At 74.1% G+C, this 14,190-nt stretch carries 13 protein-coding genes; 5 read left to right on the top strand and 8 right to left on the bottom strand.

What is annotated here, in order from left to right:
- Positions 1-299: 299 nt before the first annotated feature.
- Positions 300-902: an HAD family phosphatase gene (locus C8054_RS24420; protein ID WP_107160634.1), complete on the bottom strand. Its 603-nt coding sequence runs from the start codon at positions 900-902 to the stop codon at positions 300-302.
- Between the two features lie 61 nt (positions 903-963).
- On the opposite strand from C8054_RS24420, the gene C8054_RS24425 reads away from it, so the two are divergent.
- Together C8054_RS24425 and C8054_RS24430 are read left to right on the top strand one after the other, a co-directional pair.
- Positions 964-1,476: a GNAT family N-acetyltransferase gene (locus tag C8054_RS24425; protein ID WP_233220165.1), complete on the top strand. Its 513-nt coding sequence runs from the start codon at positions 964-966 to the stop codon at positions 1,474-1,476.
- Positions 1,477-1,532: 56 nt separating this feature from the next.
- Positions 1,533-2,063 carry a DinB family protein gene (locus tag C8054_RS24430; protein ID WP_107160636.1) on the top strand — a complete coding sequence of 177 codons (531 nt, stop codon included), beginning with the start codon at positions 1,533-1,535 and terminating at the stop codon, positions 2,061-2,063.
- Positions 2,064-2,074: 11 nt separating this feature from the next.
- On the opposite strand, the gene C8054_RS24435 is transcribed toward C8054_RS24430, so the two are convergent.
- Positions 2,075-2,395: a multidrug efflux SMR transporter gene (locus tag C8054_RS24435; protein WP_091067592.1), complete on the bottom strand. Its 321-nt coding sequence runs from the start codon at positions 2,393-2,395 to the stop codon at positions 2,075-2,077.
- A gap of 89 nt (positions 2,396-2,484) precedes the next feature.
- Entirely contained in the window at positions 2,485-5,094 is a 2,610-nt protein-coding gene (locus C8054_RS24440; protein ID WP_107160638.1) for a glycoside hydrolase family 9 protein, read from the bottom strand.
- 219 nt (positions 5,095-5,313) lie between these two features.
- Between C8054_RS24440 and C8054_RS24445 the strand changes: the two genes are divergently transcribed.
- A complete protein-coding gene (locus C8054_RS24445; protein WP_107160640.1) occupies positions 5,314-6,039 on the top strand; it encodes a PP2C family serine/threonine-protein phosphatase in 726 nt (241 codons plus the stop codon).
- A gap of 5 nt (positions 6,040-6,044) precedes the next feature.
- Here the strand turns inward: C8054_RS24445 and C8054_RS24450 are convergent, their stop codons facing one another.
- Entirely contained in the window at positions 6,045-8,684 is a 2,640-nt protein-coding gene (locus C8054_RS24450) for an ATP-dependent RNA helicase (protein ID WP_107160642.1), read from the bottom strand.
- A gap of 230 nt (positions 8,685-8,914) precedes the next feature.
- Positions 8,915-9,715, bottom strand: a complete 801-nt coding sequence (locus tag C8054_RS24455) for a SigB/SigF/SigG family RNA polymerase sigma factor (protein WP_107160644.1) — start codon at positions 9,713-9,715, stop codon at positions 8,915-8,917.
- 266 nt (positions 9,716-9,981) lie between these two features.
- Between C8054_RS24455 and C8054_RS24460 the strand changes: the two genes are divergently transcribed.
- Positions 9,982-10,725, top strand: coding sequence for a hypothetical protein (locus C8054_RS24460; protein ID WP_107160646.1), 744 nt, complete (start codon positions 9,982-9,984; stop codon positions 10,723-10,725).
- Here the strand turns inward: C8054_RS24460 and C8054_RS24465 are convergent.
- Positions 10,674-12,263 carry a phospholipase D-like domain-containing protein gene (locus C8054_RS24465; protein ID WP_107160648.1) on the bottom strand — a complete coding sequence of 530 codons (1,590 nt, stop codon included), beginning with the start codon at positions 12,261-12,263 and terminating at the stop codon, positions 10,674-10,676. The two genes, C8054_RS24460 and C8054_RS24465, sit on opposite strands and share 52 nt — an antisense overlap.
- A 142-nt stretch (positions 12,264-12,405) precedes the next feature.
- Here C8054_RS24465 and C8054_RS33130 point away from each other — a divergent pair, with 142 nt between their 5' ends.
- The gene (locus tag C8054_RS33130) at positions 12,406-12,534 is read left to right on the top strand and encodes a hypothetical protein (RefSeq protein ID WP_255563042.1); all 129 of its coding nucleotides are present in this window, start codon (positions 12,406-12,408) and stop codon (positions 12,532-12,534) included.
- A gap of 79 nt (positions 12,535-12,613) precedes the next feature.
- On the opposite strand, the gene C8054_RS24470 is transcribed toward C8054_RS33130, so the two are convergent.
- Positions 12,614-13,600, bottom strand: a complete 987-nt coding sequence (locus C8054_RS24470) for a pirin family protein (RefSeq protein ID WP_107160650.1) — start codon at positions 13,598-13,600, stop codon at positions 12,614-12,616.
- Between the two features lie 11 nt (positions 13,601-13,611).
- Complete coding sequence (locus C8054_RS24475; RefSeq protein ID WP_107160653.1) at positions 13,612-14,094, bottom strand: MarR family winged helix-turn-helix transcriptional regulator; 483 nt, start codon at positions 14,092-14,094, stop codon at positions 13,612-13,614.
- Between the last annotated feature and the right edge of the window lie 96 nt (positions 14,095-14,190).

Below are 14,190 nucleotides of genomic sequence, written 5' to 3' on the forward strand. Positions count from 1 at the left end.
CCGCGCCGGACGGGCGCGGTCGCGGCGACCTCGATGCGCACGACGCCCTCCTTGACGGTCATGACAGCGACGCTAGGGCCGGGCATGCCTGACGGATGCCCCGACCGGGGCGACACCGATCACATCGGACGGCACGGTCGAGGGCTCGAACGCTCGGGCGTGTCGTCGCTGGCCGGATGGTGGCGTCGCGAGCGATATGACAGCAGGTCATAAATATGACCGAGCGGTATATCGCGTCCAGCCGCATGGTCTCGCTGACGCGTCACGCACCGTGACAACGGGTGGGCCCTTTCGGCCGGTCACCGAGTGGCCGCCCGCTCCCGGGGGTGCGGCACCCGGACCGACGCCATCCCCGCCGCCGTCGCGGCCGCCACGCCGAGATCGGTGTCCTCGAAGACGAGACAGCCGGACGGCTCGACGCCGAGCCGTCGCGCGGCCAGCAGGTAGCCCTCCGGGTCCGGCTTGGGCCGCGCGCAGTCCTCGGCGCAGATCAGCGTGTCGAACCGGTCGAGCAGGCCCAGCGTGGTCAACGACGCGGTCACCGACTCCCGGGTGCTGCCGGAGACGACCGCGAACGGCACCCGCCCGTGCGCGTCCTCGATGTGTGCCAGCACCTCGGGCACGGCGCTCACCCCGGGCAGCAGCCGCTGGAACAGCTCCTCCCGGCGGCGGGCCACCACCTCGACCGGCATGGCCAGCCCGTGCCGCCGGTTCAGGTCGACGACGATGTCGACGACCGGCCGGCCGCCCCAGGCGTAGAAGAGATCCTCCGGGAACTCGCAGCCCCACTCGGCCAGCGCCGCGCACCAGGCCCGGTGGTGCACCGGCATCGAGTCGACGATCGTGCCGTCGCAGTCGAACAGGTACGCGCGGAAGTCGCCGGCCGGCAGCGGAAGGGTCACCGGTGCAGGGTACGCCGAAATCCGCTCGCCTCTTTCCCTCCGCTCTGCCAGGGTCGGCGCCGTGCCGAAGACCAGAACCGCCCGCGCCGACGAACTGACCCGGATCCAGCGCGTCGAGGTGGCCTCCGGGACCCCGTTCCGCGACCTCGGCATGCACGCGGTGGCCGACATGCCACCGTTGCCGCTGGCGGCGCTGGCCGCCGGGCAGCGCGCCGGCCGGCTGCGGGTGGCGGTCGACGCGGCCGACCGGCCGATCGCGTTCGCGCTCGTCGACCTCGTCGACGGAGCGGCCCACGTGCAGCAGCTCAGTGTCGACCCGGCGTACGCGCGGCGCGGCATCGGACGGGGCCTGCTCGACGAGGTGGCCGGGTGGGCGGCGGCCGAGGGGTGGCCGGCGTTGACGCTGACCACGTTCCGGTCGGTGCCGTGGAACGCGCCGTACTACGCGCGCTGCGGGTTCCGTGAGCTGACCGAGGCGGAGCTGACCCCGGGGCTGGCCGGGTTCCTGGCGGCCGAGGCGGCGCTCGGCTTCGACGCGACCGACCGGGTCGCGATGCGCCGGCCGGTCGACTGAACCGCCAGGGTGGGTAATCGATCGCCCGGACCGCGCCGCCGTGCCACGATCGGCCGGTGACCCTCACCACCCCCGCCCTGCTGCGCTGGCAGTTCGAGCTGACCTGGTCGTTGGGTGAGCACCATCTCGACAGGCTGGACGCGGCGGACTTCCTCTGGGAGCCGGCCGCGCTCTGCTGGACGATGCACCGCGACGCGGACGACGCCTGGCGTCCCGACTGGGCCGACGTCGAGCCGGACCCGGTCCCGGTGCCCACGATCGCGTGGCTCACGTGGCATCTCGGGTGGTGGTGGTCGGTCGCCGGGGACCACCTCGGCCGGCGGCCGGCCCGGCAGCGTGACGACGTGGTGTGGCCCGGGCCGGGGGAGGAGACCATCTCCTGGCTGCGTCGCCTACGGACGGAGTGGACGGACGGGCTCGGCTGTCTGACCGCCGCCGACTTGGCGCGTCCCGCCGCCTTCCCGTGGCCGGCGGACGCCGGGCTCACGGTGGCGCACCTCGTCGGCTGGGTCAACGCCGAACTCATGAAGAACGTGGCCGAGATCGGCCAACTCCGGTTGCTGCGCGCGGCCTCCGGGCGACCCTGACCGATGGTGACTCAGTGGGCGCCGCCGAGATTGAGCACCACCACGCCGGCGATGACCAGCCCGGCCCCGACGACCTTGGTCACGCTCAGCGGCTCGCCCAGGAACGCCGCGCCGACCGCCATGATGGCGGCGGTGCCGAGCCCGGACCAGATCGCGTACGCCACGCCGACCGGGACGTCCCGCACCACGAGGGCGAGCAGCCCGAACGCCGCCAGGTAGCACGCCACCAGCCCGACCGTGGGCCAGAGCCGGGTGAAGCCGTCGCTCGCCTTGAGCAGGCTGGTGCCGATCACCTCGGCGGTGATCGCGAGGGCCAGGAGCAGGTACGCCATCGGAGGACCGTACCCGCCGACGTCGCCGACCGGGCGGTGACGACGCCGGACGGGCGCCGCCACCGCCCGGTCGCGGGGACGGGAACGGGTCAGGAGACGGTGCAGGCCTTCCCGTTCAGGGTGATCAGGGTGGGATCGGGGTTGGGGGCGCCGGCGGAGGTGCCGTTCAGGCCGAACGTGGTGGACGCGCCCGGTGCCAGCTTGGCGTTCCACGCCAGGTTCTTCGCGGTCACCGTGGCGCCGCTCTGGGCGACCTGCGCCGACCAGGCGTGGGTCACCTTCTGGTCGCCGGTGAAGGCCCAGCGCAGGCTCCATCCGTTCACCGCCGACGTGCCGGTGTTGCGCACCGTCACCTGGGTGGTGAAGCCGACCGGCCAGCTCCCGTGCGTGGAGTAGGTGACCGCGCAGGTGGGCGCCGGCACCGCCGCCGCGTCACCCTGGTCGGCCAGGAACGACGCGAGCCAGGCCAGCGCCGAGTTCCAGTTGATCGCCACCTCGTTGGTCGAGTACGAGTTGATGTCGTCGACGTAGCACAACATCGGCGCGCAGCCGGCGAGCAGGTTCGCCGCGTACGGGTCCTGGAGCCCGGCGTTCGGGCCGCCGGCGAGCGAACCGGCCGGCGGGGTCGGCAGGTCCGGGTTGAGCTGGTGGCCGAAGATCCGGCTGTGCTGGTTGTGGGCGTTCTGCTCGCCCCAACCGGTCACGTAGGACATGTTCAGCGCGTTGCGGCCGAACAGGTAGTCGGCGGCCTGCACCGCGCCGTCCCGGTACTTCGCGTTCCGGCTCAGGTCGAACGCGGTGGCCAGCACGATCGTGTTGTTCACGATGTTGCTGTTGCTGCCCCAGACGTACGCGTCGGCGGTGCCGGGCATCGGCAGCCCGTACGCCTGGTCGGCGATCGTGGCCAGGTAGCGGTCCGCGGCGGCGGTGATCGACGCGCGGATCCGGGTCTTCTCCGCCGCCGGCAGCGTGTTCGGCACGGTGGCCAGGTCGAGCCGGCCCAGCGCGGCCACGCTCTGCCAGCCGAACGCACCGTTGGGGGTGAACACGTCGGCGGTGTGCAGCGGCGAGCCGGTGACGTCGGCGAGGTACGCCTTGTCGCCGGTGGTCAGCCACAGCTCGACCGCGGCCCAGTAGAACTCGTCGGTGACGTTGTTGTCCTCGTACGCGCCACCGCCGGTGCCGTCGCTGGCCGAGGCGTAGATCGCCGGGTGCGCCTTGGCCGCCGCGTACGCGGTCTTCGCGGCCGTGCCGCAGCGGGTCGCGTACGCGTCGTCGTACGGGGCGAACAGCCGCGCGCACTGGGCGGCGACGGCGGCCAGGTTGAGCGTGGCCGCGGTGGACGGCGGGTGCAGCTCGCGCACCTGCGGGTCGTCCTGCGGGGCGAGCGGGAGGCCGGTCCAGTTCTGGTCGTGGATCTTGTGGTGGACCATCCCCGCCAGCGGCTTGCCGGCCGGCACCTGCATGCGCAGCAGGAAGTCCAGCTCCCAGCGGGCCTCGTCGAGCACGTCCGGCACGTCGTTGCCGCGCTCGGGCACCCGCAGCGTGGCGTCGCCGAGCGCCGCGCCGCCGTCGGCGGTCTCCGCGGTCTTGGTGCGCTCAAACGTGTTGAGCAGCTGGTAGGTGGCGATGCCGCCGTTGACCACGTACTTGCCGTGGTCGCCGGCGTCGTACCAGCCGCCGCGCACGTCGAGCTTGTAGTCGCAGACGCCGGGCTGGCAGGGCACGTCCGTGTCGCCCTTGTTGGGAGCGACGTCGAGGTGGCCGGCGGGGCGGGCGTACTCGTCGCCGATCAGGTCGCCGTCGATCGCGATGCCGCTGCGCTGGGCGTAGAAGAACTGGAGCGAGTCGGCGCGCAGCCGGTCGTAGAGCGTGCCGGAGATGTCGAACGGGTGGCTGGTCTCCCCGTCGACGGTCAGCGTGTAGCCGGTGCCGGGCGTGCGGTACGCGGAGAAGTCGACGGTCTGCACGTTCTGCGCCGACGCCTCGTCCACACCGCGCGGCGTGCTCTCGCCGCTGGCCACCACGGCCCCGGCGGCGGACTTCAGCTGCCAGGGCAGCGCCCCGGTGGCCTCGGTGACCACGGTGGCGTGCTTCGGGCCGCCGGGCAGGTAGCCGACCTGGTTGACCCGGACCCGGGGACCGGTGTCCGGCTCGTACGGCGGGGCCGCCTCGCCGCCGCGCAGCGACACGTTGTCGAGGCAGAACGTCTGCGCCTGCGCGCTGCCGCCGACCTGGAAGATGAGCTGCGCGCCGGCGTTGTCGGCCGGCGCGGTGAACGTGGTGGTGACGTGCTTCGCGGTGCCGGTGGCGGTGGCGTCCACGCTGGCGTACGTGGTGTACGGGGCGCTGCCGAGCTGGAGCACCGCCTTGAGCGCCGCCCCGGGGGTGGCGGAGACGTCGAAGGAGAGTTCGTACTCGGCGCCGGAGATCAGTGGCACCGCGTCCTGGCCGATGCCGGCGTCCCAGGGGTTGGCCGTGCCGGCGGCGACCGTGGTGCAGAGCCGGCCGTCGGTGACCGCCAGCTCACCGGTGCCGTAGGAGAACCAGGGGGAGACGCCGGCGCTGAAGTCGCCGTTGCGGAGTTGTTCGGGGGCGTCCGGTGGCACCTCGGCGAGGGCCGGGCCGGCGGTGAGGCCGGTGAGCGCCAGGGTGGCGGTCGCGGCGAACGCGACCAGCCGACGACGGGAACGGGTCACGGAGGGTTCCTTCCGTGCTTCTGGGGTGACGGTGGGGGAGCGACGGGAGCTGGGAGCGCTCCCAATATCAGGCCGATGTTTCCATCGCGTTCCGTCGCTGTCAATCGATCCGGTCCGATGGCGGGCGCGTGCCCACGCGCAGTGAGATTCACCGCGCCACGTACGATGGTGGTGATCTCCTAGAGACAACCGAGCCCTCGACCTGGCAGGCTGCGTCCCATGACCCTGAAGCTTCGTTCCGTCGGAGCGAGCGACCGTGGGCTGATCCGCAGCGGCAACCAGGACGCCCAGCACGCGGGCCCCTGGCTGGTCGCGGTCGCCGACGGCATGGGCGGCATGGCGGCCGGCGACCTGGCCAGCCGCATCGCGATCGACGCGATCGCCCCGCTGGACGTGGAGACCCCGGAGGACGCGCTGGTCGCCGCGCTCCAGGGCGCCATCGAGCGGGCCACCGCGGGCATCCGCGGAGCGGTCGAGGAGGACCCGGAACGCCAGGGCATGGGCACCACGCTGACCGCGCTGCTGTTCGCCCGCACCGGGAGCTGCCTGGCGCTGGCACACGTCGGCGACTCCCGGGCCTACCTGTTCCGCGACGGCGTGCTCAAGCAGGTCACCCGCGACGACACGTTCGTGCAGATGCTGGTCGACCAGGGCCTGATCACCCCCGACCAGGCGAGCAGCCACCCCCGGCGCGCCGTGGTGACCCAGGCGTTGCAGGGCGACCAGGTCTCCCCGGCGTACGCCACCATGGTGCCCCGGGCCGGTGACCGCTGGCTGCTGTGCAGCGACGGCCTTTCCAACGTGGTCCGCGCCGACACGCTCACCGAGGTGCTCGGCGAGGGCCTGGACCGGGACGCCTGCGCGGCCCGGCTGATCGACCTCGCGCTGCGCGCCGGCGGGCCGGACAACATCACCGTGGTGATCGCCGACGTCGTCGAGGAGTGAGCCCGTCAGCGCCGGCGCGGGCTGGCCCGGCGGGTCGGCTCGGCCGTCGTCGGGTCCTCCGGCCACGGGTGTCGCGGGTAGCGCCCGCGCAGCTCCGCCCGCACCTGCGGATAGCCGTTCCGCCAGAACGAGGCCAGGTCCGCGGTGACCGCCACCGGCCGTCCGGCCGGGGAGAGCAGGTGCAGCAGCACCGGCACCCGCCCGTCGGCGATCCGGGGCACGTCCCGCCAGCCGAACGTCTCCTGGAGCTTGACCGCGAGCACCGGCGCCGCCGCATCGGCGTAGTCCACCCGGATCCGCGAGCCGCTCGGCACCGGCAGACGCTCCGGCGCCAGCTCGTCCAACCGGGCTGCCTGCCGCCAGTCGAGCAGCCGGCGCAGCGCCGTGGTCACGTCGACGCGGGCCAGGTCGGCCCGGCGGCGCGCCCGGCCCAGCTCCGGCCCGAGCCAGCCGGGCGCGGCGGCGAGCAACGCGGCGTCCGACACGTCCGGCCAGTCGTCGCCGAGCGCCTGTCGGCAGAAGGCCAGCCGGTGGCGCAGCGCGGTCGCCTCCGGCGTCCAGCGCAGCAGCCCCGGGCCCTCCTGCCGCAGCCCGTCCAGCACCGCCGCCGCGACCAGTTCCGGCTCGGGCGCGGCGAGCGGCCGGTCGACCAGCTCGATCGCGCCGAGCCGGACCACCTCCCGGGCCACCACCTCACCGCCGGACCAGGCCACCTCCCGAGCGTCGCGCAGCAGCGCCGCGCCGGCCTCGCGCGCGGTCGCCTCGTCGACCGGCGCGGCCAGCCGGACCCGGGCGGCCGGCGCGCCGGGGGAGCGGTCGGCGACCGCGACGGCCAGCCACGTCGACCCGGCCAGCCCCGACCCCGCCGCCAGCTCCGCGGCGGTCCCACCGGCCATCAGGTACGCGGACCCGCCGGGCCGCCGCACCCGGGCCAGCCGTTCCGGGTACGCCAACCCGGCCAGCAGCCCGGCGGCCAGATCGTCCGGCAGGCGCTCAGGCCACCCGCCGGCTTTCTGTCCGGGCTGTTCCGGTGGGCCGCCGATGTCTCCGGCGGGCCGGCGCGGGGGTGGACCGGTCGTCGCTCCGGGCTCCGGCCGGCGGTCCGTGGTGCGGGCGGGCAGGGCGGCGCGCAGCCGGCGTACCTCGGCCCGCCACCGGGCGGTGGCGGCCGGGTCGGTGCCGGCGCGCAGCCGGCGCCACCGGGCCGGCAGATCGTCCCCCGCGCCGCCCGACGACTCGTCGGCGAGCACCGCCACCACCTCGGCCGACCGGTCGGCGCCGACCCGCCGCGCGCCGTCGAGCAACGCCCGGGCCAGCCGGGGATGGGCGCCGACCGACGCGATCGCCCGCCCCCGGGACGTGATCCGGCCGTCGGCGTCGACCGCGCCGAGCGTGCCCAGGGTCTCCCGGGCCACGGTCAGCGCGGCCGGCGGCGGCGGATCGGGCAGTGCCAGGCCGCTGCCGTCCGGCGCGCCCCAGGCGGCCAGTTCCAGCGCGAACCCGGTCAGGTCGGCGGTGGCGATCTCCGGTTCGGGCTGCGGGGCGAGCCGGGCGTGCGTCGCCTCCGACCAGCAGCGGTACACCGCACCCGGGGCCTCCCGCCCGGCCCGGCCGGCCCGCTGGGTGGCCGCCGCCCGGGACACCGGCACGGTGACCAGCGCGCCCAGCCCGCGGGCCAGGTCGGTGCGCGGTACCCGGCTCAGCCCGGCGTCCACCACCACCCGCACCCCCGGCACGGTCAGGCTGCTCTCCGCCACCGCGGTGGCCAGCACGACCCGCCGCCGGACGGTTCCCGGGTGGGCGGTTCCGCGGCCGGACGGTGGGGCCAGCGCGGCGTCCTGGGCGGCGCCGGAGAGCCGGCCGTGCAGCGGCAGCACGGCGACCGTGTCGCGCAGGTCGGCCAGCCGCCCGGCGACGGCCGCGATCTCGCCGGCCCCGGGCAGGAAGACCAGCACGTCGCCGGCCCGCTCGCGCAGCGCCCGGCGCACCGTGGCGGCCACGTGGTCCAGCAGCGCCGGGTCCACCCGGCCCGCGCCGGGCGGGGCGATCGGGCGCGCCGGTGGCGCCCACACCCGGTCGACCGGGTGCAACGCGGCCTCGGCACGGACGACCGGGGCGGGCGCGCCGCCGCCGAGCAGCGCGGCGAACCGGTCCGCCTGCGGGGTCGCCGACATCGCCAGCAGCCAGAGGTCCGGCCGCAGGGCGGCCCGGGCCTCCACGCTGAACGCCAACGCCAGGTCGGCGTCGAGTTGCCGCTCGTGGCACTCGTCCAGCAGGACCGCGTCCACCCCGGGCAACTCCGGGTCGTGGTGCAGCCGGCGTACCAGCAGGCCGGTGGTGACCACCTCGACCCGGGTCCGGGGCCCGCTGCGGCGCTCGCCCCGGACCGCGTACCCGATCCGGTCGCCGACCCGTTCGCCGAGCAGGGCGGCCATCCGGTGCGCGGCGGCGCGGGCGGCCACCCGCCGGGGCTGGGCGATCACCACCCGCCCGGGGACCGCGTCGGCGACCGCCAGCGGCGCGGTGGTGGTCTTGCCGGTGCCCGGCGGCGCCACCAGCACCCCGGCGCCCGCCGCGCGCAGCGCCTCGACGAGCGCCGGCAGCACCGGCCGGACCGGCAGGTCGAGAGCAACGTCGGCGAGCACGCCCCCACTCTCGCACCCGCCCCCCTCCTCGCCGCACGCGAGTAAGGCGGGGCCCCCGCTTAACGCTTCCGGTAGAGGCGGGGGCCCCGCTTAACGTCGCCGCGTGCCGCGGCCCTCGTTGGTGGCGCCGATGTCGGGGTCCTGCCGGACCGCGGGTGTTAAGCGGGGGCCCCGCCTCTACCGAATCCGTTAAGCGGGGGCCCCGCCTTACACCAACGGGCCGGTAGCCGCTAGTACGTGCCGTCGAGCTGGCCGCGCAGCTTGGTCAGCGCCCGCGCCAGCAGTCGGGACACGTGCATCTGCGAGACGCCGATCTGCTCGGCGATCTGCGACTGGGTCAGGTTGCCGTAGAAGCGCAGCGTGAGGATCCGCTGCTCGCGCTGGTCGAGCGTGGCCAGCGCCGGGCCCAGCGCGACCCGCATCTCGGCCAGCTCGAACTCGCCGTCCTCGCCGCCGAGCAGGTCGCCCAGCTCGGTGGCGCGCTCGCCGTCACCGGTGGGGGTGGACAGCGACACCGCGTTGTAGGCGCGGGCGCCCTCCAGGCCCTCCAGCACCTCTTCCTCGGTGACCTTGAGGTGGGCGGCGATGTCGGCGACCGTCGGCGACCGGCCGAGCGTCTGGAGCAGGGTGCTGTTGGCGTCGGAGATCGCCAGGCGCAGCTCCTGGAGCCGGCGCGGCACCCGGATGTCCCAGGTGCGGTCGCGGAAGTGGCGCTTGAGTTCACCGATGATGGTCGGGATGGCGTAGCCGGCGAAGTCGACGCCGCGGGACGGGTCGAACTTGTCGATCGCCTTGATCAGCCCGATCGCGGCGGTCTGGGCCAGGTCGTCGTTGGGCTCGCCCCGGCCGCTGTACCGGTGGGCGAGGTGGTTGGCCAGCGGGAGCCAGGCCTCGATGGCGCGGTCACGCAGGGCGGCCCGCGAGGGGTGGTTCGGGGGCAGCGCGACCATCGCGTCGAGCAGATTGGCGGCGCTGTCGGTGAGTGAGCGGGGGTCGATCTTCGCGGGTGCCTTGGTCGTCGGGGCGGTCATGGTGGTCCTCCCTGCACCTCGTCCGCGGAGAAAAAGAAGAGACGCTTTGGTTTAGGTTTAAGTAGTCCGTTCGGGAGCAACACTAGCCTGATCAGCTAACAAAAATCCAGCCGAAAGTACGATGCACTTACGGTGCATCGGGGTAGGAAGGGTCCTTATCGGGCCATAGCCCGCCCGAATCGCTGGCACCGGGTGTCGACTTTCTGTCGTTGTCCCGCCAACGGGACCGCCCGTAGCGTCCGTGGTGACACGTCTACGGAGGCACAGTGCTCGATCCCGCCGCGCCGCAACTCGTCATCAACGCTCGGACGCTGCTGTTCAGCTGGCTCCCGGCGGACCCGGGCGCGGCCGAGGCGCTGGTGCCGACCGGGCTCCGCCCGCACCCGCAGCGGCAGGTCTTCCTCAACCAGTACGTGGTCGACGACGACACGCAGACCTCCGGCTTCGGGGCCTACTCACTGACCTACCTGGGCGTCTCCCTGGCGGACATGGAACCGCCGGACCGGGAGACCCCCGGTGGCTGGTGGACGCACTACCTGGCCTCCAGCGACCGCGTCCGGCAGTACGCCGCCGCGCGCGGCGCCCCGGTCGCCGACGGGACCACCCGGATCGACCTGCGGGGCGGGTGGCTCACGGCCGAGACCTGGGCCGACGACCGCCCGCTGATCCGGGTCACGGCCCGCGTCGGGCACACCGGCACCGACGCGCGCAGCGGCCACCACCGCTACCTCACCCGCCACCACGGGGAGCTGATCGTCACCGACTACCCGTACGTGGCCGAGCCGGTGTCGCCGTTCGAGGTCGAGTCGGTGGAGTTCCTGGCGCCCGACCATCCGGTCCACGCGCTACGCCCGGCCAACCCGCTGGACGTCTGCTGGGGGTTCTACTCGCCCCGGGTGTCCTTCGCCTACCCGGCCCGGCCGGGTCCGCCGGGGGAGCCGGACGAGCCGGCGGCACGTCACCAGGTGCCGGCGCGTCGGGCCCGCAGCGGTCTGCCGTCCGGATCGTAGACCAGCCGGTACGCGGGCAGCGCCCAGATCCGCGTACGCCAGGGCAGCCGCTCGGGGCGGTGCGGCCGCAACCGGCCGGGCGGGCGGGGACCGACGCGGCCGCCGTCGTGCCAGCGGTCCAACTCGTCCGCCGCCGCGGTGATCGCCGCCACCGCGTCCGCCGGGTCCAGCAGGTCGTCGTCCTGCGTCCCGTCCGGGTCCCGGTCCAGGTGTTCGCGCCACAGCCGCAGCCGCAGGTCCCGGGCGAAGGCCCGGGCGCCGTCGCCGAGGCCGGCCGGGTCGGCGGGCGCCCGCTCGTCGCGGGTGTCGTCGAGCACCGCGCAGGACAGCTCGCTGTCGTGGGTCCAGGAGCGGCGGTTGAAGTTGTCGCTGCCCACGCTGACCCAGACGTCGTCCACCACGCACACCTTGGCGTGCACGTAGACCGGGGTGCCCTGGTGGTTCTCCACGTCGAAGACGTGCACCCGCTCCGGGGCGGCGCGTTGGCAGAGCGAGAGCGCCTGCTCCCGGCCCACCATGTTCGGCGGCAGCGCCCACCTGCCGTCCACGTCCGGGTGCCGGGGCACCACGGCCACCAGGTGCAGCTCCGGGTACTCGCGCAACGCCTCGGCGAACAGTTCGGCCACCTCGGTGGACCAGAGGTACTGGTCCTCCAGGTAGATCAGTCGGCGGGCCCGGCGGATCGCCTTGGTGTAGCCGCGGGCCACGGTGCGCTCGCCGTCCGGGGCGAAGGAGTAGCGCGGGCGGACCGCCGGGTAGGTGCGCAGCACCTGGATGTGGTGCGGGCCGCGGGGCGGCGGGTCGGCGGGCTGCTCGGGCAGCGGATCCGGGGTGAGGTCCGAGCCGCGCAGCCGGTCCCGCAGGTAGGCCAGCGGGTTCTCCGAGTCCAACGGCATCGGGTCGGTCCACCGCTCGCGGAACGTGGTGTCCAGCGCGCCGACCACCGGGCCGCGCACCGCGAGCTGCACGTCGTGCCAGGGCGGGGTGGGGCCGTACCGGGGGGACATGGCCACCGGCTGCGGGTCGCCGGCGTGCGTGGCGTCGTCGCGCCGGCTGTGGCACAGGTCGATGCCGCCGGCGAACGCGATGTCGCGTTCCGGCTCGTCGGGGTGGCGCAGCACGACCAGCTTCTGGTGGTGCGATCCGCCGCGGCGGACCCGCTGGTCGAGCAGCACTTCGCCGCCGGCGGCGCGGATCGTCTCGCTGAGGTCGCGGTTCTCCGCCTCGCTGTAGGAGAGCGTGTCGAGGTGGGAGCGCCAGAGCAGCCCCTTGACGATCACCCCGCGCTGGGCGGCCCGCGCGAACAGTTGGGCCACTGTCGGCCCGTCGGGGCGCATCCGTTCGTCCGGGTCGCCCCGCCAGTCGGTGAAGAACAGGTGGTCGCCGTCGCCCAGCGCCTCCACCTCGCTGACCAGCCGGTCAAAGTACGCGGAGCCGTGAATCAGCGGCTCGGCGAGGTTTCCATCCGTCCAGACGGGTAACTCTGACGTCGGGTTGGCGCGTTCCTGTGCGGTGAGGAACCAGTCCCGCAGGGTCACGTTCCAGCCTCCCGAGGTCGACGACAGTCCTCACACGGTAGGACCCCCGGACGGGCCCCGCACCACGACGCAGCAGGTCGGCGGCGGTACGCGCCTGGGGTACCCCGGACCCCTGGATCGCGAAACCCAAGGAGGCACAGACATGCCCGCCGAGACGACGAACACCGTGACCGACGGCCGCGACCAGGCGGTGGAGGGGGAGCGGGGTGCGCTGGTGGCGGTCCTGTTGATGGTGATCCTCGGGGTGGCCGGGATCTTCGCCGTCTCCTGAGCCGCGCCGGGCGCCCCGGCGAACCGGAGCGCCCGATCTCGGTCGGTGCCCGACCTCGGCCATGGCCCTGACCGCCCGGTCAGGGGCGGTCGCCCTGACCGTCGCTGTGCGGCAACCGCCCGGTCGGGATCACCCCGAGCCGGCCGGCCTGGAAGTCCTCGACCGCCTGGATCAGCTCGGCCCGGGTGTTCATCACGAACGGGCCGTAGTGCGCCACCGGCTCGCGGATCGGCTGGCCGCCCATCAGGTAGAGCTCCAGCGCCGGGGTGTTGCCGTCCTGCGTCCGGTCGGCGGCGATCCGCAGCGCGTCGCCGGGCCCGTGCACGGCGAGCTGACCCAGGTGGATCGGCTGCCGGTCGGTGCCGACCGTGCCCCGGCCGGCCAGCACGTAGACGAGCGCGTTGAAGTCCGGCCGCCAGGGCAGGCTCAGCTCGGCCCCGGGCTGCAACGTCACGTGCGCGATGGTGATCGGCGTGTGGGTCGAGCCCGGCCCCCGGTGCCCGGCGATCTCGCCAGCGATCACCCGGATCAGGCCGCCGCCGTCGGGCGTGGTGAGCAGCGCCGACTCCCGGCCGCGGATGTCCTGGTAGCGCGGCGCGCTCATCTTGGCCACGCGGGGCAGGTTGACCCAGAGCTGGAGACCGTGGAACAGGCCGCCGCTCATCACCAGCTGCTCCGGCGGCGCCTCGATGTGGAGCAGACCGCTGCCGGCCGTCATCCACTGGGTGTCGCCGTCGGTGATGGTGCCGCCGCCACCCGTCGAGTCCTGGTGGTCCATGATCCCGTCGATCATGTAGGTCACCGTCTCGAAGCCCCGGTGCGGATGCCACGAGGTGCCCTTCGGCTCACCCGGCGCGTAGTCCACCTCGCCCATCTGGTCGAGGTGGATGAACGGGTCGAGATCGGTCATGGCGACCCCGGCGAAGGCGCGGCGGACCGGGAAGCCCTCGCCCTCGTAGCCGCTGGGCGCGGTGGTGACCCGGCGGACCGGGCGGTAGCTGGTGGACTCGTCGAGCTTCGGCAGGCGGGGCAGGACGAGGACGTCGTCGACGGTGATCGCGGGCATCACGGGCTCCTTTACTTGTCGGCCGGGGTGGACGACGCGAGGCGGTCGGCGCGTAGGCGCCGGCCGAGCCGCTCGAAGACCCGGGTGAGGCAGGCGACCTCGGCGTCGTCGAGGTCGTCGATCAGGTGGGTGCGCACGGAGCGCAGATGGTGCGGCGCGGCCTCGCGCAGGGCCAGCAGGCCGGCCGCGGTGAGCACGGCCTCGCTGCCGCGCCGGTCGGCCGGACAGGACTCCTTGGCCACCAGGCCGCGCTTCTGCATCGAGGTGACCTGGTAGGTCAGCCGGCTCGGGGAGAACACCAGCCGGTCGGCCAGCTCGCCCATGCGCAGCCGCTGCCCGGGCGCCTCGGAGAGCAGCACCAGCACGTGGTAGTCGGCGAAGCTCAGCTCGCTGGCCGCGCGCAGGTCGTCCTCCAGCTGGGTGAACAGCCGCTGGCTCGACTCGATGTAGGCCCGCCAGCAGGCCATCCGCTCCGCGTCCAGGCTCTCCGTCATGCCGCAAAGGTAGCACTATTTAAAATTTAAACAAGTGCCTTCGACGTGGCCGTCAGCACAGTCCTCTCCACAGGAAGTCGATCGGTCGAAATTTGA

It is taken from the genome of Micromonospora sp. RP3T, assembly GCF_003027925.1.
Lineage (GTDB): Bacteria > Actinomycetota > Actinomycetes > Mycobacteriales > Micromonosporaceae > Micromonospora.